A 21,465-nucleotide genomic window follows, 5' to 3' on the forward strand; every position below is an offset into this window, starting at 1 on the left:
CTCCTACGCGCCGAAGCGCAGCGCGATCTCGCCCGCCGGCAGCGCCTCCACCCGCAGTTGGGTGAGGTCCACGACGTGCGCGTCCGGTGCCATCGCCTTCGCCCGCGGGCCCACGCCCACGACCCGCATGCCCGCCGACCGGGCCGCCGTGATGCCCGCCTCCGAGTCCTCGAAGACCACGCAGTCCTCCGGGGCGAAGCCCAGTTCGGCCGCCCCCAGCAGGAAGCCCTCGGGGTCGGGCTTGCTGGCCGTGACGTTCTCGGCCGTGACGCGGATCTTGGGCATCGGGAGGGCCGCCGCGGTCATCCGGGCGTCTGCCAGGGCCACGTTCGCCGACGTGACCAGGGCGTGCGGGAGGGTGGCGACGGCCGACAGGAAGGCCGGGGCGCCGGGGATGGGGACGACGCCGTCCGTGTCGGCGGTCTCCTCGGCCAGCATCCTGCGGTTGTCGGCGTAATTCAGCTCCATGGGGCGGTCCGGAAGCAGTACGGCCATCGTGGCGTACCCCTGGCGGCCATGGACGACGGTCAGGATCTCCTCAGGGTCCAGACCGTGCTCGCCCGCCCACCGGCGCCAGCAGCGCTCCACGGAGGCGTCGGAGTTCACGAGGGTGCCGTCCATGTCGAGGAGGAGGGCTCGTGCGGTCAGTGCGGACGTCGGGGTGGACGCGGTGGCCGGCATCGGCGGACTCTCCAGAGGGCGGGAGCGGAACGAGCGGGACAGATGAGCCCGTACGAAGACTGGTGATCCCGTGCCGAGGCAGGTGACTCGCCCCGATACAGAGTGGCTCCGCCCGTCGGTCAGGGTGCACGGGCGGAACCACTTTGTTTCCGCATTATACAAACGAGATCAGCGATGGCCACCCCTGCCCTGGGTTTCCGCCTCCAGGGCCTTCCGGGTGTTCGGTCCGTAGACGCCCGCCGGATCGCCCTCGATCTGCCGGTACGACTGGTAGACGCGCACCCCGCCCTCGACACGTTGGTCGTACTTTCCGTCCGGCTGTCCCCGGAAGAGCCGGATCTCGGCCAGGCGCCGCTGGAGCGCGAAGACCTCCGGGCCCGAGTCCCCGGGGCGCAGTGAAGCGCCCGCCGGGGGCTGGTCGGGCCGCTCCGGGGCCTGCGTCGTGGGCCTCGGCGAGGGCCTGGGCGTCGTACGGGCCGGGGGAGGCGCCTGTGGCGTGGCCGGGCTCGACGTGGAAGGGGGCGGGGAGGCGGATCTCGTGGCCGACGGTGTCGGCGACGCGGACGGCTTCTCCGGCGGCGTGGGTGACGCGGACGCTTCCCGTGTCACGGCGTCCGGTGCCGGCGCTCCCGTATACGTCTCCTTCGGCAGTGCGCGAGCCGCCCCGTCGTCCCCTTCGAACAGGCCCCCGACGAACGCCGCCGTACCGATCACCGCCACCACCGCCGCGCCGATCGCCACCGCCCGGAGCGGCTTACGGCGAGCCGGCCGCGGCTCCGGGGTGACGTCCGCGACGGGTGGGGGTCCGGCGGAGTTCTTCGGTACGGCCAGGGGTGGCAGCGGGCCCGCCGTGCGGAAGGTCCCCCGGGTGTCGCCCCGCGCGTCGAGCGTCACGTACGGGCGCATGCGCAGCGTATGGAAGTCCTCCGTCGCCGCGACCTCCGCCGCGATCTCCTCGGAGCGTCCGGCCTGTACGGCGCGCGCGGCCCGCGCGGCGCAATCGCAGCCGCCACCGCCGTCGCGACTGTCACCGCCGTCGCGGCCCGGTTCGCCCGTCGCGGTTCGCGGCGCACCGCACGCGGGGCAGAGCTGTCCGGTCAACGTGGGTTCCCTCCCCTTGAACTGCCTCCCCCTGAACTGCCGCCGATTATGCAGGCCCTTTTCGAACGGCGGGTGACACCCGGGGACTCCGGCCCCCACCCGGTAACCGCCCGGCAGGCCACAACGGGACAGAACGGAATAGAACAGACAGGATGGAGTCTTGGCGGACCGTATCCAGAGAAGCGGCCCGTATCCCGAGGAGATGTCCCCATGACCCAGGAAGTGAGCACCCCCACGGTCAGTCCAACTCCCGGCGAGGGCCGAAATCCGCGTACCGTCCTGGTCGCCATCGGCGCCCTGCTCATGGGCCTGCTGCTCGCCTCGCTCGACCAGACCATCGTCTCCACCGCCCTGCCGACCATCGTCAGCGACCTCGGCGGACTGGAGCACCTGTCCTGGGTCGTCACCGCCTATCTGCTGGCCTCGACCGCCGCCACGCCGCTGTGGGGCAAGCTCGGTGACCAGTACGGCCGCAAGAAGCTCTTCCAGACGGCCATCGTCATCTTCCTCATCGGTTCCGTCCTCTGCGGAATCGCGCGGAACATGCCCCAGCTCATCGGCTTCCGCGCGCTCCAGGGACTGGGCGGCGGCGGGCTGATCGTGCTGTCCATGGCGATCGTCGGCGATATCGTCTCGCCACGCGAACGCGGCAAGTACCAGGGGCTGTTCGGCGCCGTCTTCGGCGCGACCAGCGTCCTGGGCCCGCTGCTCGGCGGCTTCTTCACCCAGCACCTCAGCTGGCGCTGGGTCTTCTACATCAACCTGCCCATCGGCATCGTCGCGCTGCTCGTCATCGCCGCCGTCCTGCACATCCCCGTACGCGCGACCAAGCACACCATCGACTACCTCGGAACCTTCCTGATCGCGTCCGTCGCCACCTGCCTGGTGCTGGTCGCCTCCCTCGGCGGCACCACCTGGGCCTGGGGCTCGGGCGAGATCATCGGCCTCGCCGTCCTCGCCGTGATCCTGCTCGCCGTCTTCATCCGGGTCGAACGGCGCGCGGCCGAACCCGTCCTGCCGCTACGGCTCTTCCGGCTCCGGACCTTCACGCTGGTCGCGGTCATCAGCTTCATCGTCGGCTTCGCGATGTTCGGCGCGATGACCTACCTGCCGACATTCCTCCAGGTGGTGCAGGGCGTGACGCCCACCCTGTCCGGCGTGCATCTGCTGCCCATGGTGCTCGGCCTGCTGATCACCTCCACCCTGTCCGGGCAGATCGTCAGCCGTACCGGCCGCTGGAAGGTCTTCCCCATCCTCGGCACCGGCATCACCGCCGTCGGCCTGCTGCTGCTCCACCAGCTCACGGAATTCAGCGGCACCTGGGTCATGAGCGCGTACTTCTTCGTCTTCGGAGCGGGCCTGGGGCTGGTCATGCAGGTCCTGGTGCTGGTCGTCCAGAACTCCGTCGGCTACCAGGATCTCGGCGTCGCCACCTCGGGCGCCACCTTCTTCCGCTCCATCGGCGCGTCGTTCGGCGTCGCCATCTTCGGCACGATCTTCACCAACCTGCTCAACGGCAGACTGACCCACGCCCTCGCCGGAAAACCGCTGCCGCCCGGCATGGCACCGAGCACGCTGTCCGCCGACCCCCGGGCCGTCGGCAAGCTGCCGCCCGCGCTGCGGTCCGGCGTACTGCACGCGTACGCGACGTCCATCACCGACGTCTTCCTGTACGCCGTACCGGTCGTGTGCCTCGCCTTCCTCTTCGCCTGGTTCCTCAAGGAGGACACGCTGCGCGGCTCGGTGACCGCCCCGGAGGCCACCGAGACCCTCGCGTCCAACCCGGTCGAGCGCTCCTCGCGCGACGAGGTCGCGCGCGCCCTGTCGGTCCTCGGCACGCGCGAGGGACGACACCAGATCTACGTGACGATGACGGCGAAGGCGGGGTACGACCTGCTCCCGGCGGCCAGTTGGCTGCTGCTGCGCATCCGGCGCCACGGCTCGGTCCGGCCGGCCGCGCTGGTGGAGACCCTGCCCGTGTCGCTCACCTCCGTCACCGACGCGTCGCGGCAGGTGGAGGAGCGCGGACTGGCCCGCCGCGAGGGCCTCGACCTGGTGCTCACGGAGCGGGGCGAGCAGGCGGCGGAGGCGTTGGCGAAGGCGCGCGAGGAGTCCCTGACGGAACTGCTGGGGGACTGGTGGGGGCCGGACCGGCCGACGGATCTGGTGGGGCTGGTGGAGGAGTTGAGCGGTGAGATGTGCGGCTCGGAGAGCGAACGGCCGCGCATGCCCGAGCCGCCGAGGGACCACGCGGCTTAGGGATCACGTCTCTTCAGGCGCGGCGGCAGGGCACGCGAGACCGGCAAGATCCACACGGCCTGGCTCTTGTCCGTCGCGTGGGCCGTGAGTTCCTTGCCGTACCAGATCTCCGCGTACGGTCCCGAGCTGTACGCCGGGATCTCCCGGAAGCCGTGCTTCACGTACAGCCCCCGCGCCTCGACCAGATCCAGCCGGGTGTCGAGGACGAGTTCGCGCGCCCCGAGCCCGCGCGCGGCGTGCTCCAGGGCTGCCAGCAGTGCGCCGCCGCCTCCGGTGCCGCGTGCGGTGGGGCTCACGTACACCCGCGTCAGCTCCGCCGTCCGCGCGTCGAGCATCCGCAGCCCGCCGCAGCACGCGGCCTCGCCGCCGTACCGTCCGACGACGAACTGACCCGTGGGCGGGGTGAGTCGGTCGGGCGGATCGTCCGCGAGCCCCTGGTCGATCTCCACCGTGGTCGCGGGCCGTCCCCAATAGCGGCCGGCCACCTCCGCGTAGTACGCGCGGCGCAGGAGGGTGGCTTCGGGGGTGCCGAAGGGCTCCGGGCGCACGGACCAGTTCAGGGTCTTCATGGCTTCTCTCTATCCGGGCGCCGGACTGTTTGGCCAACGGATTAGGGGCAACCCGCTGTGAAGAACGACGCGTTACGTGACCGGACGAGTCGAACCGAGAAGCCAGGAAGGCCCACATGTCCCCAGTTATGATCATTGTCGCTCTGATCGTGGCATTCCTGATCGTCATGGCCGTGTTCCTGTACGCGGGACCCGGCAGGGACCGCGGGCGCATGGGACTGAAGCGCCGGTTCGGCCCGGAGTACGACCGGGTCGCCGCCCGGCACGACGGCGACATCAAGGCCGCCGAGCGCGAACTGGCCGAACGGGTCCAGCGCCACGGCGACCTGCGGCCGCAGCGCCTCTCCGCCGAGCAGCGCGAACTCTACGTGGCCCACTGGGCCGGACTCCAGGAACGCTTTGTCGACTCCCCGAGGGAGGCGATCGCCGAGGCGGAACAGCTGCTGGCCCGGCTCGCGGAGGAGTGCGGCTACCCCGCCGGCGCGCGGTACGAAGACCAGCTCGACGCCCTCTCCGTACACCACGCCCATCAGGTGGACGGCTTTCGCAGGGTGCACCACGCGGCCTCGGGGGACAGCGGCGGCACGGACACGGAGGAACTGCGCCGGGCGCTGGTCGGCGCGCGCGAACTCTTCGAGCAACTGGTCCTGGGCCACCCGGAGAAGAGCGGCCGGAGCCGCCCCCGGGGCGGCAGGAGGAGCGCCGGCCGGAACGGGACTCTTTCGCTGCGGCCCAAAGGGACCGGTGTGTGACTCATGAACCCGGAGGCGGCGGGCAAGGGACGGCCCGCCGCCTCCGTCCGTCCCTGAGCGACGGTGTCGTGCGTAGTGCGGGGCCTGTCAGCCCAGTACGCGGGCGAGCGCGAAGCCGTCGTATCCCTTGCTGCCCACCGTCTGGACCGCGGTCGCGGACAACCGTGGATTCCCCGCCATCAGCTCGATCATGTTCCGGGTGCCGCGTACCGTGGCGTCGGTGCTCTCCGCGTCGATGACCGCTCCGCCCCGTACGACGTTGTCGCAGACGATGACACTGCCCGGCCGGGTCAGCTTCACCGCCCACTCCAGGTAGTGCGGGTTGTTGGGCTTGTCCGCGTCGATGAAGACGAAGTCGAACGGGCCCGCGTCCTCGGCCGCCAGGCCGGCGAGTGAGTCCAGCGCGGCCCCCGTCCGGACTTCGGCGATCGCGTCGAGTCCGGCGTGCGCGAGATTGGCGCGGGCCACGTCGGCGTGGACGGGGTTGTACTCCAGGGAGACCAGCCGGCCGCCCTCGGGCAACGCACGCGCGAGCCAGATGGTGCTGTAGCCGCCGAGCGTGCCGATCTCCAGGACGGTACGGGCGCCCTGCACACGGGCGAGCAGGTGCAGCAGCTTGCCCTGGTTCGGGGTGACATTGATGGCGGGCAGGCCGGCCGCCGTACTCGCGTCGAGGGCCGCCGAGAGCACTTCGTCGGCGGGGGCGAGCTGATCGGTGAAGTACTGGTCGACCGCGTTCCACTGCTCCTGGGACATGAGGCGCCTCTCGCTCGTACCGGAATGGTCCGGGGACAGTTTCTCCTCCTGCGGGCTCCGGAAGCGGATGATCGTCGTACACCACCGCTGATGCGTGGAGGCGGACCGGCTCCACCGGCCCCCGCACGGCCGCCTGCGTGTTTCGGTGCGATGTCGTCGCCCCCGCTATGCTCCGTACGCCTGTTGCGCCCCGCGCACCGGGCACCCCTCGCGTACCGGACATTCCCCGAGTCCCCGTGCGTCCCGCCTCGTTCGCCGTCACCCGAGTGTGGGCATGGAGACAAAACCGGGATGACAGTCAGGCTAAGTGGGGGTTGCCTGAGTCTTTCCGACGGGACAGTGCGAGGCTCTATGCCCCAGGGACGGCGATTTCGGACGGAGGGTCGGCGCGGCGTGGTGAATGCGGAGCACAGCGTGCACGGCGGTGCGGCGGCAGGTACGGCGGAAAGCGGGTTCGGTACGGCCCGCGCGCTCCTCTGGCTGGTCGCCGCGGTGCTGGCGATAAGACAGGCGGCGGCGGTGCTCCGGCAGCCACCCGGCGAGCGGCTGACCGATCTGGAGACCTGGATCGGCGACAACGGCGTGCTGCACGTGGCCGGTTCGCTGTACGACACGGGGACGTTCACCGGAACGCCGTTCGCCGGACTCGTCCTCAAACCCCTGGCCCGCTCGGCCGAGCAGAGCCTCGGGATCGCGTGGACCCTCGGGACGCTGCTGCTGGTCGTCGCCCTCGGCCTGGTCGTGGCCCGCGCCCTGCCGGGCCGCGTCTCGCGCCGTACGGGACTGCTGGCCGCGCCGGTCACGATCAGCCTGCTCATGCTGTCCCTGCCGGTCCGCAACAGCTTCTCGCTCGGCCAGACCAGCATCATTCCCGTCCTGTTGGTGCTGGTCGGCTGCTTCGTCGTACGCGGCGAACGCGGCTCCGGAATCCTCATCGGCATCGGCGCCGCCCTTCAGCCCGCCGTTCTGCTCTTCGCGCCGCTGCTGTGGCTGACGGGCCGTAAGAAGGCCGCCGTGACGGCGGCCGGGACCTTCGCCGTCGGCACGGCCCTCACCTGGGCGGCGCTGCCCGGCGACTCGTGGGCGTACTGGGTGCACCACGTGGCGGGCGCGGGCCTGGGCGCACGACCGGACTCCCTCGCCAACCAGTCCCTGCACGGCGCGCTGCTCAGGATCGGCCTGGAAGGGCCCCTGGAAGTCGTGCTCTTCGCCGCCCTGGCCGCCGCCGTCGTCTTCCTCGGGCTGCGCCGCGCGGTCCGCTACGCCCAGGACGGTCAGCTGCTGCTCGCCGTCGCGCTGACCGGCTGCGTCGCGGTCGCGGTCTCGCCGACGGCCTGGCAGCACCAACTGCTGTGGGTGCTGCTGGCGGTGGTCGGCCGGGTCGGCACGAAGGCCAGGGACCGGCTGGTGTGGCCGGCGTTCGTGGTGCTGGTGATGACGCTGCCGGGCAAGATGCTGCTGCCGACCATGGCGGCGCTGGCTCCCGTGCGGGAGAACGTGCTGCTGATCGCGGCGCTGGCGGCGGCCTGCGGCGTACCGTTCCTGCTGCGCACCTCGCCGTACTTCGACAAGCCCGTTCCCACCCAGTACGCGCAGGCCGCGCCCGCGCGGTGGAGCCGTGTTCCGCTGGCACCGTTCTGGAGACGGCTGCTCGACCGCCCGAACCTGCTGCTCGAACTGCTGGCCATCCGCGTCGGTTACTCGGTCTACTCCCACATCCGCCTCGCCGCGACGGGCGGCCGTGAGGCGGCGGAGACAAACGCCCGCCGGATCCACTCCGTCGAACAGGCGCTGGGGATCGACATCGAGCACTGGTTCAACCACGTGGTCGTGAACGCGAAGTGGGCCGAGGACTTCCTCAACTTCTACTACACGTCGTTCCACTTCGTGCTGCCGCTGACGCTCCTCGGTGTCCTGTACGCACGCCGTCCCGCCGACTACCGCTGGGCCCGTACCTCGCTCGCCTTCGCCACGGTCCTCGCGCTGATCGGCTTCTGGTTCTACCCGCTGGCCCCGCCGCGCCTGATGCCGGGCCTCGGCTTCATCGACACCGTGCACGGTCCGCAGGACCTCACCAACCCGGACTACGGGGCGCTGACGGCGCTCACCAACCAGTACGCGGCGATGCCGTCGCTGCACTTCGGCTGGTCGCTGTGGTTCGGTGTGGTGATCGTGGTGCTGGCACCCAAGCCGTGGATGAAGCTGCTCGGTCTGCTGCACCCGCTGTTCACGGTGTGCGCGATCATCGGCACCGCGAATCACTGGGTCCTGGACGCGGTGGGCGGTGCGGCGGTCGTGGGGGCGGGCTTCGCGCTGACGTATCTGCTGGCGGGGCCGCGGAAGCTGCTGCCGCGGCAGGGGACGAAGGACGACCCGTTCCCGACGGGGGAGGGCGCGGGTGGCGGTACGGCCGCCGTGGACGCGGGTGGCGGTACGGCCGCGACGGACGCGGGTGATGGTATGGCCGCGACGGACGCGGGTGACGGTGCGTCCGTCCCGGCGGGGAAGGGCGCGCGCGAGCCGGGATAGGTCGCGGCCCGCGGGGCGGGATGGGACCGGGCGACGGACCTCTTCTGCCCCCTCCGCCTCAGCCGCCCCCTCCGCCTCGACCGGCTCTCTCCGTCTCGAACGTCCCCTCCGCCTCGAACGCCGCCCGGCGCGTCGCCCTCCGCAGCGCCTTGAGCACCGTCGTACCGATCGTCAGGGTCAGTACGACGGTGAGTACCGCCCGCCCCAGGTCCCAGCCGAACGAAGTCGCCGCGCAGTACGCGAGGAAGCGCACCACGTTGTCCGGCACCGGGTCGCCGGGGTGGAAGGAGACGCCGGAGGAGAGCCCGCCGATGTACGTCCACCCTTGAAGGTTCATGATCGTGCCGTACGCGAACGCCGCACCGGCGCCGTACACAGCGAGCATCAGCAGCTCACCCCGGCCACGCAGCCGGTCCGGGCCCGGCAGCAGACCGGCGCCCATCGTGAACCAGCCCATCGCCAGCATCTGAAACGGCATCCACGGCCCGACCCCGCCCGTCAGCAGCGCCGACGCGAACATCGTGACCGACCCGAGGACGAACCCGAAGCCCGGTCCGAGGACCCGGCCGCTCAGCACCATCAGGAAGAACATGGGCTCCAGCCCCGCCGTTCCCGCGCCCAGCGGACGCAGCGCCGCGCCCACGGCGGCCAGCACCCCCAGCATCGCGACCGCCTTGGCGTCCAGACCGGCGTCGGCGATCGTCGCGACGACGACCGCCACGAGGAGGGGCAGGAGCACGGCGAAGAGCCACGGCGCGTCCCGGGAGTGCGCGAGTCCGGACGCGGAGTCGGCGAGCAGCGGCCAGCCGAAGGCGATCACCCCGACCGCGCTGATCAGGACGAGGGCACAGACCGCACGCGGCCCGAGCCGTACGGCGCGCGCCTGCGGGACAGCCGTCGTCGCGGGTGCCACGGCGGGTGTCACGGTGCTCCCTCTGTCGCCGCCAGTGCCGTACGGACCTGGGTCACCGTCAGCCACTCCCGCGGCGCCATGACCTTCGCGACCTGGGGCGCGAACGCCGGGGACGACACCACCACCTCGGGTGTCGGGCCGTCCGCCACGATCTCGCCGTCGGCCAGGATCACCACGCGGTGGGCCAGTTCGGCGGCCAGTTCGACATCGTGGGTCGCCAGGACGATCGCGTGGCCGTCGGCCGCCAGAGCGCGCAGTATCCCGACGAGACGGGACTTCGCCGCGTAGTCCAGTCCGCGTGTCGGTTCGTCCAGGAGCAGCAGCGGAGGCCGGCCGGTCAGGACGACGGCCAGGGCCAGCGCCAGCCGCTGCCCCTCGGAGAGGTCACGCGGGTGGGTCGTGTCCGTCACATCCGGCAGCAGCTCGCGGACCAGCGCCCGGCATCTGCCCGGCGGGGCACCCGCGTCGTCGTCCGCCGCGGCGCACTCGGCGGCGACTGTGTCGGCGTACAGCAGATCGCGCGGCTCCTGCGGCACCAGAGCGACCTGGCGGATCAGCTCGCCCGGCCGCGTGCGGTGGGGGGTGCGGCCACCGACGAGGACGCTGCCGGAGGCCGGTTCGACCATGCCGACCAGCGCGGCGAGCAGGGTGGACTTGCCCGCGCCGTTACGGCCCATCAGCGCGATGGTCTCGCCCGGCGCGACGGTCAGCGAGACCCGGCGCAGGGCCTCGATCCGGTCGCGCCGTACGTCGAGATCCGTGACGACGGCGAGGGTGAGAGGCCGGGACTGCCGTTCGGTCCGGTCCGCCGCGCCCTCATCCTGCGCCGCCGTCTTCGGACGGCGGCGCAGCAACCTGGCGAGCGCGGATGGACGGGCGGCGGCCGGTGTTCGCGCCGTCGCAGAAGCCCTCACCGGGGCCTGTCCGGGCACCTCGGCCAACGCCGGAACCACCGCCACGGGCTCCGTCCCCGCCAGCCGTTCCCGCAGCCCCGACGCCCTGCGCCGGGCGTCCCGTACGGACAGGGGCAGCGGCTCCCAGCCGGTCAGCCGGCCCAGCGCCACCACCGGCGGATACACCGGCGACACCGCCATGACCTCCTCGGGACCGCCGACGACCGGAGGTCGTCCGGGGCCGGGAAGGAGGATGACCTGGTCGGCGTACTGGACCACCCGCTCCAGCCGGTGCTCGGCCAGCAGTACGGTCGTCCCGAGGTCGTGCACCAGCCGTTGCAGCACCGCCAGCACCTCCTCGGCCGCCGCCGGGTCCAGCGCCGAGGTCGGCTCGTCGAGGACGAGCACCTTGGGGTGTGGGGTCAGGACCGAACCGATCGCGACCCGCTGGCGCTGCCCGCCCGAGAGCGTCGCGATCGGCCGGTCGCGCAGCTCCGCCAGGCCCAGCAGATCCAGCGTCTCCTCGACCCTGCGCCGCATCACGTCGGGGGCCAGGCCGAGCGACTCCATGCCGTATGCCAGCTCGTCCTCGACGGTGTCGGTGACGAAGTGGGCGAGCGGGTCCTGGCCCACCGTGCCGACCAGATCGGCGAGTTCACGCGGCTTGTGGGTACGGGTGTCCCGGCCGCCGACGGTGACCCGGCCGCGCAGCGTGCCGCCCGTGAAGTGCGGGACGAGCCCGGACACCGTCCCCAGCAGTGTCGACTTGCCGACACCGGACGGACCGACGAGCAGCACCAGTTCGCCCTCGGGCACGGTGAGATCGACGCCGCCGACGGTGGGCGCGGAGGCGCCTTCGTACACCACCGACACCTGCTCGAACCTGATCACGGCGTCGGCTCCCTCGGGGGTGGTGGTGCGGGTACCGGTGCCACGAACGCGGGCAGCAGACCGATCAGCGCCCCCGCCGCGGGCCACAGCGGCAGCGTCGGCGCCACCAGCGGTACGACGCCGGGGTGCAGAGCCGCCGGATCGGTGCCGCCCGCCCGGATCATCAGCGCCGCGACGGCCGCGCCGGACCCCGCGACCAGCCAGGCGCGCACACCCCAGCGGTCGGGGCGGTAGCGGGTACGCACGGAGCGCCGGCCGCCGAGCCACAGCCCGGCCACCGCGGCGGCGAGCCCGACGGCCAGCAGCGGCACTCCGTACCCGGCGCCCCGCGCGGCGAGCAGCCCGTACGAACCGGCCGCGACGCCCAGCAGTCCGCCGAGCGTGAGGACGCTGGTGGTGTGCCGTACGGCGGGCGGGACCTCGGCCGTACGGCCGTATCCGCGCGCGTCCATCGAGGCCGCGATCGCGACCGACCGCTCCAACGCGCCTTCCAGGACCGGCAGTCCGATCTGGAGCACCGCCTTCACCCCGCCGGTGGGACGGCCGCGCAGCCGGCGGGCGGTCCGCAGCCGCACGACATCGGCGACCATGTTCGGCGCGAAGGTCATGGCCACGACGACGGCGACCCCGGCCTCGTACAGCGCGCCCGGCAGGGACTTGAGCAGCCGGGCCGGGTTGGCGAGCGCGTTCGCAGCGCCCACGCAGATCAGCAGCGTGGCCAGTTTCGCGCCGTCGTACAGCGCGAAGGCCAGTTGCTCCGCCGTCACCCGGCCGCCGATCCGGATGCCTGCCGCCCAGTCGGGCAGGGGCAGTTCGGGCAGGGTGACCAGCAGGTGCGAGCCCGGGACCGGGGAGCCGAGGGCGACCGAGAACAGCAGCCGGATGAGGATGACGGCCAGGGCGAGCTTGACGAAGGCACCGTACGAACGGGCCCAGGGCGCGGCGGTACGGCGCGCCGCCACCACATAGCCCGCGACACCGACCAGCAGGCCGAGGAGCAGCGGGTTGGTCGTACGGGAGGCGGCGACGGCGAGCCCGAGCGCCCAGAGCCACCAGGCGCCGGAATGCAGGGCGTTGGAGCGGTTCGCCTCGGGAGCGCGGAACGAGGAGGGGTGGCGGAGACGGCTCGCCTCTCCTCCACGGCGGTCTCCTCCGCGGCGGTCTGCCCTACGGCGGTCTGCTCGACGGGGGTCCGCGACGCGGCTCATCGGGGTCGCCTCATGCCGTACAGCGGGCTCATGACGTACGGCCGGTTCATCCGCGCCGACGGCGGGACTGCCAGATCCCGGCGGCACCGAGGGCCACCACCGCGGCGATGCCGGCGAAGACACCGACGGACGGGCCGCCGCCGCCATTTCCACCGTCGGCGGTTGCCGGCGTAGGAGTGGAGGTGGGGGTGGGGGTGGCCTGTGGCGTCGGCTCTCCGTCCGACTCCCGTTCCCCTCCCCGCACCTGTTCGCCGCAGCCCGACGCCGGATAGCCGGAGATCGCGCAGAGCAGCGCCTGGCCGTTGTAGCGCAGCGGCTTCGCCACCGAGGCGAGGGCCTCGGCGGCGGTCGCGTCCTCGCCGACCCGGGCGCACCGCACCCGCGGAGCGGGCGGCCGTTCCCCGCCCGGGGCGTCGGCCGCCGTACCGGAGTCGATGACGACCGCGATCCGCTTGCGGCCGTCCTTCGCCGGGGTGTTGCCGCAGACGGCCCGGAAGTCGGGTGTCCCGCGGGGCCGGGCCGCGTCGGCGCTGTCCGCGCTCACCGAGAAGCGGAAGCCGCTGACCTCACCGTCGGCGGGTCGTGCGGTGGCCGGGCCCTCGGTGGCGTAGGCCCACTGCCCGTCGCGGCCGTCCCAGAACGACCAGTAGCGGTAACCGGCCGCCTGCGCGCTCCCGGCGCCGAGCCCCAGCATGAGGCCGACGAGGGAGAGCACCAGCGGGAGAGCGAGGGAGGTGGAGAACGGGAAGGACCGGGCGCCGGTCACGGCTGTCGCGTCTTCCTGCGGTTGCCGACCAGGAAACCGAGTCCGACGAACGCGATCAGACCGAAGCCGACGACCCACAGGACGATGCGCCCTGAGCCGCCGTCGATCCCGCTCTCCGCGACGGCCGGAGCGGTCGCGGACGCCACGGCCGTCGGGGTGGGACCGGTCGCGTTCAGCCGCTGTACGAGGTCGATACCGCCGAAGTTGCGCGGATCCGTGTCCGTCGCGTGGGCGGTGATGATCAGCTGGGCGTAGGCGGCCGGACCGTTCTCCTGCGCCCAGGCGCCGGAGTTCCGCTTCAGCCACTCCAGCGCGCCGGTCGCCTGGTCCCCGTACCCGGCGGTCGTCAGGGCGACGACCGCGTCGGCGGTGTTGCCGACATCGGGCCGCGGCGTGCTGTCGTCGGCGCCGGGCATCGGCGGCTGGTCGAGGTGCCCGGACGCCGCGAGCGCGGAAGCCAGGTAGGCGGCGCCGTTACGGGCCACACGCTCCGGGGAGGGGTTCGCCCTGCGTACGCAGGACGGCTCGCGGCCTCCGTCCTTCACCGGCCCGGACACCAGCCGCTTGCCGATCGCGCCGAGCACGGCCGCCGCCGTGGCGTCGTCGTTGGCGCTGAGCCTCCCGGACTTGTCCGGCTGGTACGCGAAGGCACCCGCGTCCGCTCCCGGGCCGCAGGGAATCGACAGGCTCTCCAGCGCGTCGTAGGCGTGCTTGCCCTCGGGGGACCTCCCGTACCGCATCGAGCTGGGCCGTACGCCCGCGGTGACCAGCGCGGCGATCACGAGGGAGGTGGAGTTCGCGTCGCTCGGGGTGCCGGGGGTGTAGCTCCAGCCGCCGTCCTTGTTCTGCACGGAGCGCAGCCAGTTCAGGGCCTTGTCCATGGGGGGCCGCTGGCCGCCGAGAGTGGAGAGCGCCTGGACGGCGGTCGCGGTGGCGTTGGAGTCGACGGCGGTCCTGGCGTCGCAGGGCTTGGTGGGATCGGCGCGGTACGTGGGGAAGGCGCCGTTGGCGCACTGCTGGCCCTTGAGCCAGGCCACGGCCTGGTTCGAGGGCCTGACACCCGCCGCGAACTGGCCCAGCATCGCCATCGACTGGCGCCACACCCCGTCGTACGTGGGGTCCTTGTCGCCGTACAGCCCCGGCGGAAGCTTGACCGGAGAGGGCGAAGGGGCCGGTGTGGCAGGTGCGGAATCGGAGGACTCAGGGGCCCCGGAGGACTCGGAGGGATCGGGGGACTCGGCGGGGGAGGGCGCGGTGGGCGGCACATCGGTATCGGAACCGGACCCGGAGGGAGCCGGGGGTACGTCGCCTCCGGCGTGGGCGGCCGGAACGACGGCCACGCAGAGCACGACGGATGCGGCGAGCGCGGCCGCGCAACGGCGAACGGTGGTCATGGGCGGCTGAGCCTCTCCTGCGGCCGGGGGCACAGGCACACTGAGGCACCAGGCTCCGGCTCCGTAAACCTCGACGATGCCGACCACCGGCGGTTTCCGATGGCACGAGCCGGTCATGAGCTGTACGGAGCATTCCGGCTCACCGCCTGCGACAGCGGCTCACGGCTGCGGGTCAGCGCCGGTTTCGCACCGGCTTTCCCCCGTACGGGCATGATGACGACGCGCCCACTCTACCGGCCCCCGCCCCACCGTCCCCGGCCGGACGCCTCCCCGGTCCGGATCCGGCCGGGGACGGTGGGGCGGGCCCCTTTGCCCGGCCGGCCCCGGCGGACCGCACTGGTCCATCCGGCCCTCGTTCCCCACGACGCCTTCGCCGTCGCGTGTTTCGATCGCACAGGGAGGTGCTCATGTGATGAGCGGAAACCGACAGCGGGACACGTACACGCGCCCGGCCACTCCACGGCGCCGGCTGCTGACCGCGGCGGCCCTGGCGCCGGTGCTGGCGGGAGTGGGCGCGGGAGCGGGGGCGACCACGGCCCGCGCCGCGCCCGGCGGGAAGGCCGGGGCGGACGGCGGGCGGTCGACCGAACCGGTGCCCACCACCCTGGCGGACTGGCGTGGCGTCGCGAAGGCGCTGGGCCGTCCCGGCGACCTGCTGCGCGGGGTCATGTACCACACGCCTTTTCCACGCGGGGACCTGCACGTGGTCTCCTACGGCGTCACCGTCTCACCGGGACTCGCCCTGGGCTCGCACGTGAGCTTCGTCCGCTACGACGACGGCAGTGTGATGCTCATGGGCGATCTGGTGCTCACCGAGCGGGAGTTGCAGCGGACCACCGACGCTCTGCAGAAGCACCGGATCGAGCAGACGGCGCTCCACAAGCATCTGCTCGCCCAGACCCCCGACGTCTGGTGGACCCATGTCCACGCGCACGGGCACGACCCGGTGGACCTGGCCCGCAGGCTGCGCGCGGCACTCGACTGCACGGGGACCCCGCCCGCCGAGCCTCCCGCGCCGCCACAGCCCGTCGATCTCGACACCGCCGGGATCGACGCCGCGCTGGGCGCCAAGGGCCGTCGCATCGCGGGGGTTTACAACTGCGTCTTCATCCGCCGCGAGACCATTGTCGACAACGGCATGGTGCTGCCCCCTGGTCTGGGTTCCACCACGGCCTTCAACTTCCAGCCCCTCGGCGACGGCAGGGCCGCGCTCAACGGTGACTTCGCCATGGTCGCCGGAGAGGTCCAGCATGTCCTCAAGGCCCTGCGACGCGGCAAGATCAGCATCGTCGAACTCCACAATCACGGCCTGACGGACGAACCCCGGCTGTTCTTCACCCACTTCTGGGCCGTGGACGACGCCGTCAAGCTCGCCCGCGCCCTGCGCCCGGCGGTGGACGCCACGAACGTCACGGCGACCGGTGAGGGCGCCGGGTGACAGCGGTCGCACCGGCACGGCCGAATGGGCCGACTCCGTCGTGGAGTCGGCCCACTCGGACCGGCTTCGGAACGCCGTCAGCGCCTCATCGCCTCAGGGCGTCATCGAGCCGTCAGAGCCCGTCCGTGTAGAGGAGGCGGTTCGGTGAGTCCGCGCCGATGGGCGACACGATGTACTTGGTGGACTGCCGTGCGATCCAGAGGGCGACGGACTTCGGGTCGGCGTCCGGGTGCTTCTCCTTGTAGAGCGCCGCGACACCGGCGACATGAGGGCTCGCCATCGAGGTGCCGTTGAGCGCGACGGAGCCTCCGCCGAGCTTGGCGGAGACGATGGCGACGCCCGGTGCGTACGTCCAGAGGCACTTGCCGTAGTTGCTGAACTTGGCCTCGTGGTCCTCGATGTCGGTGGCTCCCACGGCGATCACCTGCTCGGCACCTGCCGGCGAGACGGTACAGGCGTCCTTGTGGTCGTTGCCGGCCGCGACGACGGGCAGGACGCCCGCTGCCGTGACCGCGTTGGCGGCGGCGTCGACCGCGGTCGACGAGGGGCCGCCGAGGGACGCGTTGAGGACCGCGGGCTTCTTGGCGTGCTTGGCCACCCAGTCGAAACCGGCGATGACCCCGGCCCAGTCGCCGTTGCCCTTGCAGTTGAGGACACGGACCGCGACGAGGGAGACGGAGCGGGCCACGCCGTAGGTCGCGCCGCCGGTGGTGCCCGCCACATGGGTGCCGTGGCCGTTGCAGTCCTGGCCGTTGCGGCCGTCGTCGACGGTGTCGAGGCCGACGGTGGCCCGGCCGCCGAACTCGCTGTGTCCCGTCTCGATTCCGGTGTCGACGATGTACGCGCTGACCCCCTTGCCGGTGCCGGTCACGTCGTAGTCGTTGTCGAGCGGGAGATACCGCTGGTCGATCCGGTCCTGCCCCCAACTCCCGGGCGTGACCCGCGCCCGCCGGGATCCGGACGTGGTCCTGGACGCGGACGCGGGCTTGGACGCGGCCAGGGCCGGGTCCACCGAGACGACGCCGTTCTCCTCCACGGCCGCGACGCCGGGCAGGGCGCGCACCTGGCCCAACTGGCCGGGGGTGAGGGTGGCGGCGAACCCCGACAGGACCGTCTCGTACGTGAACAGGGCCTTGATGCCGAGCTGCCGCAGCACACCGGCCGACGAGAACGCGGGCTTCAGGGTGACGATGTACTGCCCGGGGACCGCTTCCGCCGAGCGCTCCACCGGGACGCGGCTCTGGCCGGGGAGCGGGATGGGGCTGGCCGTGGCGTCGGTACCGCCGATCAGGGGGACGAGTAGCAGAAGGGCGGCCGGTGCCCAGCGCTTGCTCAAGCGCATGCGTGCTCCTTGCGTATTGCGGAGATGTGCGAACACCCGTCCTTCGGCTGCGGCGTGCACGTGACTTGAGCGGTATCCGCCGGATGGAGCAAGGGGCCATCGTGCTCCGGACCGCGCGGCACGGCGCACGCGCGCCGTGGCGTGAATCACCCGATGCGGCGCGTACGGCAACGCTACCTGCCGGTAGATTCTCAGTCGGCGAGCGGGCGAGGCCGCCCGGCGGCAACTTGTTGCGGAATATCGCCAGCGGTTACGCTCCGCCGGGCGTCGAACAGGCGAAGAGACGAAGAGGCGAAGAGGCAGCAGAGGGAACGGCGGCGGAACGGCGGCGGAACACGGAGTCGGACCGCGAGTCGGACCGCGGGTCAGACAGCAGCGGGCCGCACAGCAAGTCGGGCAGTGAACAGCAAGTCGGGCGACAAGCGGAACAACAGACGGAACAAGCGCAGAGGGTGCCGTGAGAAGGGGGCCGAGAGTGACCGCTGAGGCTGTGGAGGCGGGCACCGGAGCGGAGCCCCAGGGCACCGGAGCGGCGTCCCCGGGCGACGACCGCCCGTTGCGTATCGCACTTCTCAGTTACAAGGGGAATCCATTCTGCGGCGGCCAGGGCGTCTACGTCCGCCACCTCTCCCGTGAACTCGCCCGCCTGGGCCACAGCGTCGAGGTGATCGGCGCCCAGCCCTACCCCGTACTCGACGAGGGCGTACCGCTCACCGAACTGGCCAGCCTCGATCTCTACCGGCAGCCGGACCCCTTCCGTACACCGGGACTCGGCGAGTTCCGCGACTGGATCGACGCGCTCGAGGTCGTCACGATGCGGACCGGGGGCTTCCCCGAGCCGCTGACGTTCTCGCTCCGCGCCCGGCGCCATCTGACCGCCCGCGCGGGCGAGTTCGATGTCGTCCACGACAACCAGACGCTCGGATACGGCCTCCTCGGGGACCTCGGCGCGCCCCTGGTCACCACCATCCACCACCCCATCACCGTCGACCGGCGGCTGGACCTGGACGCCGCCGCGAACTGGCGCGCGCGGGCCTCCGTACGCCGTTGGTACGGCTTCACCCACATGCAGAAGCGCGTCGCGCGCCGGCTGCCGTCCGTGCTCACCGTCTCCGGCTCCTCGAAGCAGGAGATCACCGACCATCTCGGGGTGCCGTCGGACCGTATAGACGTCGTGCACATCGGTGCCGACACCGACCTGTTCTCGCCGGATCCGGCCGTGCCCGAGATCGCGGGCCGGATCGTCACGACCTCCAGCGCGGACGTCCCGCTCAAGGGCCTCGTCCATCTCGTCGAGGCCCTCGCCAAGCTCCGTACCGAACAGCCCACCGCACACCTGGTGGTGGTCGGCAGGCGGGCCGAGGACGGCCCTGTCGCCCAGGCGATCGAGAGATACGGGCTCGAAGGCGCCGTCGAGTTCGTCAAGGGCATCACCGACGCCGAACTGGTCACGCTGGTCCGTGGCGCGCAGATCGCCTGTGTGCCGTCCCTGTACGAGGGCTTCTCGCTGCCCGCCGCCGAGGCGATGGCCACCGGTACCCCACTGGTCGCCACCACCGGCGGCGCGATCCCCGAGGTCGCCGGCCCCGACGGCGAGACCTGTCTGGCCGTTCCGCCGGGCGACGCGGGCGCGCTGGCCGCCGCCCTGGGGCGGCTGCTCGGTGACGCGGAGCTGCGGGCCCGGCTGGGCGCGGCGGGACGGGAGCGGGTGCTGGCCCGGTTCACCTGGGCCAGGGCCGCGCAGGGTACGGCCGAGCTGTACCGGGCGGCGATGGCCCGGCGGCCGGTTGCCGACACCCGGCGAGCGGGCGCCCGGCGGCCGGGGCGTACCGTGGCCGCGGCCCGTGGCAGCACCCGCTGACGCCGTATCCGTGGCGGAAGCCGTAGCCGCGGCCGTGGATCCGGCCGTGGCCGTCACGCGCCGGTGCGGTGCTCGTACGGTGTGTGTGCGCTCCGCGTGTCCGTACGGCCTCGACGCCGACCCCGGGTACGTACGACCTTTCCACCCTCCACGTCCTCTCCGACCGCTACGACTTCTCCGACCGCTACGTCCTCTCCGACCTCTACGTCTTCTCCGATCTCTCCGTACCTTCGACCGCGAAAGCAGGCCCCTGTGCTGACCGTGGACTTCACCCGCTTCCCGCTCGCCGCGGGCGACCGCGTGCTCGATCTGGGGTGTGGCGCAGGCAGGCACGCTTTCGAGTGCTACCGGCGCGGCGCCCAGGTCGTGGCACTCGACCGGAACGCCGAGGAGATCCGCGAAGTGGCCACGTGGTTCGCCGCGATGAAGGAGGCCGGGGAAGCGCCTCAGGGTGCCACCGCCACCGCCCTGGAGGGGGACGCGCTCCAGCTGCCCTTCCCCGACGAGTCCTTCGACGTCGTGATCATCTCCGAGGTCATGGAGCATATTCCGGACGACAAGGGCGTACTCGCCGAGATGGTCCGCGTCCTGCGGCCCGGCGGCCGGATCGCGGTCACCGTGCCGAGGTACGGACCAGAGAAGGTCTGCTGGGCGCTCTCCGACGCGTACCACGAGGTCGAGGGCGGCCACATCCGGATCTACAAGGCCGACGAACTGCTGGGCAGAATGCGGGAGGCCGGGCTCAAGCCGTACGGCACCCATCACGCGCACGCCCTGCACGCGCCGTACTGGTGGCTCAAGTGCGCCTTCGGTGTCGACAACGACAAGGCGCTGCCCGTCCGCGCCTACCACAAGCTCCTGGTCTGGGACATCATGAAGAAGCCCCTGGCCACCCGGGTCACCGAGCAGCTCCTCAACCCCGTCGTGGGCAAGAGCTTCGTGGCCTACGCGACCAAGCCGCACCTTCCCGTGGCGGCTGCGTCCGAGGCGAGCGCGTCCGTGGCGGTCGTCAAGTGACCTGGCCCAGCACCGGCCGTGGCCCCGACGCCACGGAACACCTCGTCCTGCCCGGCGTCCTCACCGCCGAAGAAGCCGCCGAGACCGTCGCCGGCATCCTCGCCGTACAGCGCCCCGACGGCGCGATCCCCTGGTTCCGCGGGCACCACCTCGATCCGTGGGACCACACCGAGGCGGCCATGGCGCTGGACGCGGCGGGCGAGCACGAGGCGGCGGCGCGGGCGTACGAGTGGCTCATCCGGCACCAGAACCAGGACGGGTCCTGGTACGCGGCCTACCGCGACGGGGACGCCGAACGCCCCGTCGACGGGGGGCGCGAGAGCAACTTCTGCGCGTATGCCGCCGTCGGCATCTGGCACCACTACCTGGCCACCGGCGACGACGCGTTCCTGGACCGGACATGGCCCGTCGTCTACGCGGCGATCGAGTTCGTCCTCGGACTCCAGCAGCCCGGCGGCCAGATCGGCTGGAAGCGGGAGGCGGACGGCACGATCGCCGGCGACGCGCTGCTGACCGGCTGTTCGTCCGTGTACCAGGCGCTGCGCTGCGCGCTCGCGATCGCCGAGGAGCGTGAAGAGCCACAGCCCGACTGGGAGTTGGCGGCCGGTGCGCTCGGGCACGCGATCCGCAGTCACCCCGAGCGGTTCCTCGACAAGAGCCACTACTCGATGGACTGGTACTACCCGGTGCTCGGCGGCGCGGTGTCGGGCGCGCAGGCCACGGCGCGGATCGAGGCGGACTGGGACCGTTTCGTCGTGCCCGAGTTCGGGGTACGCTGTGTGCTGCCCAACCCCTGGGTGACGGGCGGCGAGAGCTGCGAACTCGCCCTGGCACTCTGGGTGATGGGGCAGTCCGACCGGGCGCTGGAGATCCTCCAGTCCATCCAGCATCTGCGCGCCGAGGGCGGGATGTACTGGACGGGGTACGTCTTCGAGGGCGACCGGGCGTTCTGGCCGGAGGAACTCACCACCTGGACGGCGGGTTCGCTGCTGCTGGCGGTGGCCGCGCTCGGGGGAGACGAGGCGACCACCGCCGTGTTCAGCGGGGAACGTCTGCCGCGTGGGCTGGAGCCGGACTGCTGCGGCTGAGCGGACC

The 21,465-nt window shown here is 72.1% G+C and carries 16 protein-coding genes, 1 pseudogene and 1 riboswitch; of the genes and pseudogenes, 7 read left to right on the plus strand and 10 right to left on the minus strand.

What is annotated here, in order from left to right; all coding sequences use genetic code 11:
* Positions 1–3: 3 nt before the first annotated feature.
* On the minus strand, positions 4–681 hold the full coding sequence (locus ACIOJD_RS09620) for an HAD-IA family hydrolase (protein ID WP_401910321.1): 678 nt from the start codon (positions 679–681) through the stop codon (positions 4–6).
* A 168-nt stretch (positions 682–849) separates the two neighbouring features.
* On the minus strand, positions 850–1,782 hold the full coding sequence (locus ACIOJD_RS09625; RefSeq protein ID WP_401910324.1) for a peptidoglycan-binding protein: 933 nt from the start codon (positions 1,780–1,782) through the stop codon (positions 850–852).
* 210 nt (positions 1,783–1,992) lie between these two features.
* Here ACIOJD_RS09625 and ACIOJD_RS09630 point away from each other — a divergent pair, with 210 nt between their 5' ends.
* Positions 1,993–4,041, plus strand: a complete 2,049-nt coding sequence (locus ACIOJD_RS09630) for a DHA2 family efflux MFS transporter permease subunit (RefSeq protein ID WP_401910325.1) — start codon at positions 1,993–1,995, stop codon at positions 4,039–4,041.
* Between the two features lie 86 nt (positions 4,042–4,127).
* On the opposite strand, the pseudogene ACIOJD_RS09635 reads toward ACIOJD_RS09630, so the two are convergent.
* Positions 4,128–4,610: pseudogene (locus ACIOJD_RS09635) on the minus strand (GNAT family N-acetyltransferase); the annotation flags it as partial.
* A 116-nt stretch (positions 4,611–4,726) separates the two neighbouring features.
* Here ACIOJD_RS09635 and ACIOJD_RS09640 point away from each other — a divergent pair.
* Positions 4,727–5,362: a hypothetical protein gene (locus tag ACIOJD_RS09640; protein WP_401910328.1), complete on the plus strand. Its 636-nt coding sequence runs from the start codon at positions 4,727–4,729 to the stop codon at positions 5,360–5,362.
* An 87-nt stretch (positions 5,363–5,449) separates the two neighbouring features.
* On the opposite strand, the gene ACIOJD_RS09645 is transcribed toward ACIOJD_RS09640, so the two are convergent.
* Positions 5,450–6,118 carry an O-methyltransferase gene (locus ACIOJD_RS09645; RefSeq protein ID WP_401910331.1) on the minus strand — a complete coding sequence of 223 codons (669 nt, stop codon included), beginning with the start codon at positions 6,116–6,118 and terminating at the stop codon, positions 5,450–5,452.
* Between the two features lie 393 nt (positions 6,119–6,511).
* On the opposite strand from ACIOJD_RS09645, the gene ACIOJD_RS09650 reads away from it, so the two are divergent.
* Positions 6,512–8,647: a bifunctional glycosyltransferase 87/phosphatase PAP2 family protein gene (locus ACIOJD_RS09650; protein ID WP_401910334.1), complete on the plus strand. Its 2,136-nt coding sequence runs from the start codon at positions 6,512–6,514 to the stop codon at positions 8,645–8,647.
* 58 nt (positions 8,648–8,705) lie between these two features.
* Here ACIOJD_RS09650 and ACIOJD_RS09655 read toward each other — a convergent pair whose 3' ends face one another.
* The 5 genes from ACIOJD_RS09655 to ACIOJD_RS09675 form a co-directional block, all read right to left on the minus strand.
* Complete coding sequence (locus ACIOJD_RS09655) at positions 8,706–9,572, minus strand: ECF transporter S component (protein WP_401910337.1); 867 nt, start codon at positions 9,570–9,572, stop codon at positions 8,706–8,708.
* Entirely contained in the window at positions 9,569–11,344 is a 1,776-nt protein-coding gene (locus ACIOJD_RS09660; protein WP_401910339.1) for an ABC transporter ATP-binding protein, read from the minus strand. Before ACIOJD_RS09660 ends, ACIOJD_RS09655 begins: the two co-directional genes overlap by 4 nt.
* Positions 11,341–12,552, minus strand: a complete 1,212-nt coding sequence (locus tag ACIOJD_RS09665; protein ID WP_401910342.1) for an energy-coupling factor transporter transmembrane component T — start codon at positions 12,550–12,552, stop codon at positions 11,341–11,343. Before ACIOJD_RS09665 ends, ACIOJD_RS09660 begins: the two co-directional genes overlap by 4 nt.
* Positions 12,553–12,598: 46 nt before the next feature.
* Positions 12,599–13,246 carry an SCO2322 family protein gene (locus tag ACIOJD_RS09670; RefSeq protein WP_401911683.1) on the minus strand — a complete coding sequence of 216 codons (648 nt, stop codon included), beginning with the start codon at positions 13,244–13,246 and terminating at the stop codon, positions 12,599–12,601.
* A gap of 68 nt (positions 13,247–13,314) precedes the next feature.
* On the minus strand, positions 13,315–14,712 hold the full coding sequence (locus ACIOJD_RS09675) for a prenyltransferase/squalene oxidase repeat-containing protein (protein WP_401910345.1): 1,398 nt from the start codon (positions 14,710–14,712) through the stop codon (positions 13,315–13,317).
* Positions 14,713–14,844: 132 nt separating this feature from the next.
* A riboswitch (cobalamin riboswitch) is annotated at positions 14,845–14,906 on the minus strand.
* A 218-nt stretch (positions 14,907–15,124) separates the two neighbouring features.
* On the opposite strand from ACIOJD_RS09675, the gene ACIOJD_RS09680 reads away from it, so the two are divergent.
* On the plus strand, positions 15,125–16,150 hold the full coding sequence (locus ACIOJD_RS09680) for a DUF1259 domain-containing protein (protein ID WP_401910347.1): 1,026 nt from the start codon (positions 15,125–15,127) through the stop codon (positions 16,148–16,150).
* Positions 16,151–16,262: 112 nt separating this feature from the next.
* On the opposite strand, the gene ACIOJD_RS09685 is transcribed toward ACIOJD_RS09680, so the two are convergent.
* The gene (locus tag ACIOJD_RS09685) at positions 16,263–17,492 is read right to left on the minus strand and encodes a S8 family peptidase (protein WP_401910349.1); all 1,230 of its coding nucleotides are present in this window, start codon (positions 17,490–17,492) and stop codon (positions 16,263–16,265) included.
* Between the two features lie 475 nt (positions 17,493–17,967).
* Here ACIOJD_RS09685 and ACIOJD_RS09690 point away from each other — a divergent pair, with 475 nt between their 5' ends.
* The 3 genes from ACIOJD_RS09690 to ACIOJD_RS09700 all read left to right on the plus strand — a co-directional run bounded on the left by ACIOJD_RS09690 (position 17,968) and on the right by ACIOJD_RS09700 (position 21,458).
* Complete coding sequence (locus ACIOJD_RS09690) at positions 17,968–19,353, plus strand: glycosyltransferase family 4 protein (RefSeq protein ID WP_401910351.1); 1,386 nt, start codon at positions 17,968–17,970, stop codon at positions 19,351–19,353.
* 252 nt (positions 19,354–19,605) lie between these two features.
* Positions 19,606–20,370, plus strand: coding sequence for a methyltransferase domain-containing protein (locus tag ACIOJD_RS09695; RefSeq protein WP_401910353.1), 765 nt, complete (start codon positions 19,606–19,608; stop codon positions 20,368–20,370).
* The gene (locus ACIOJD_RS09700; RefSeq protein WP_401910356.1) at positions 20,367–21,458 is read left to right on the plus strand and encodes a prenyltransferase/squalene oxidase repeat-containing protein; all 1,092 of its coding nucleotides are present in this window, start codon (positions 20,367–20,369) and stop codon (positions 21,456–21,458) included. Before ACIOJD_RS09695 ends, ACIOJD_RS09700 begins: the two co-directional genes overlap by 4 nt.
* Positions 21,459–21,465: the final 7 nt, after the last annotated feature.

Origin of the sequence: Streptomyces sp. NPDC088116 (assembly GCF_044741745.1) — a bacterium.
GTDB lineage: Bacteria > Actinomycetota > Actinomycetes > Streptomycetales > Streptomycetaceae > Streptomyces.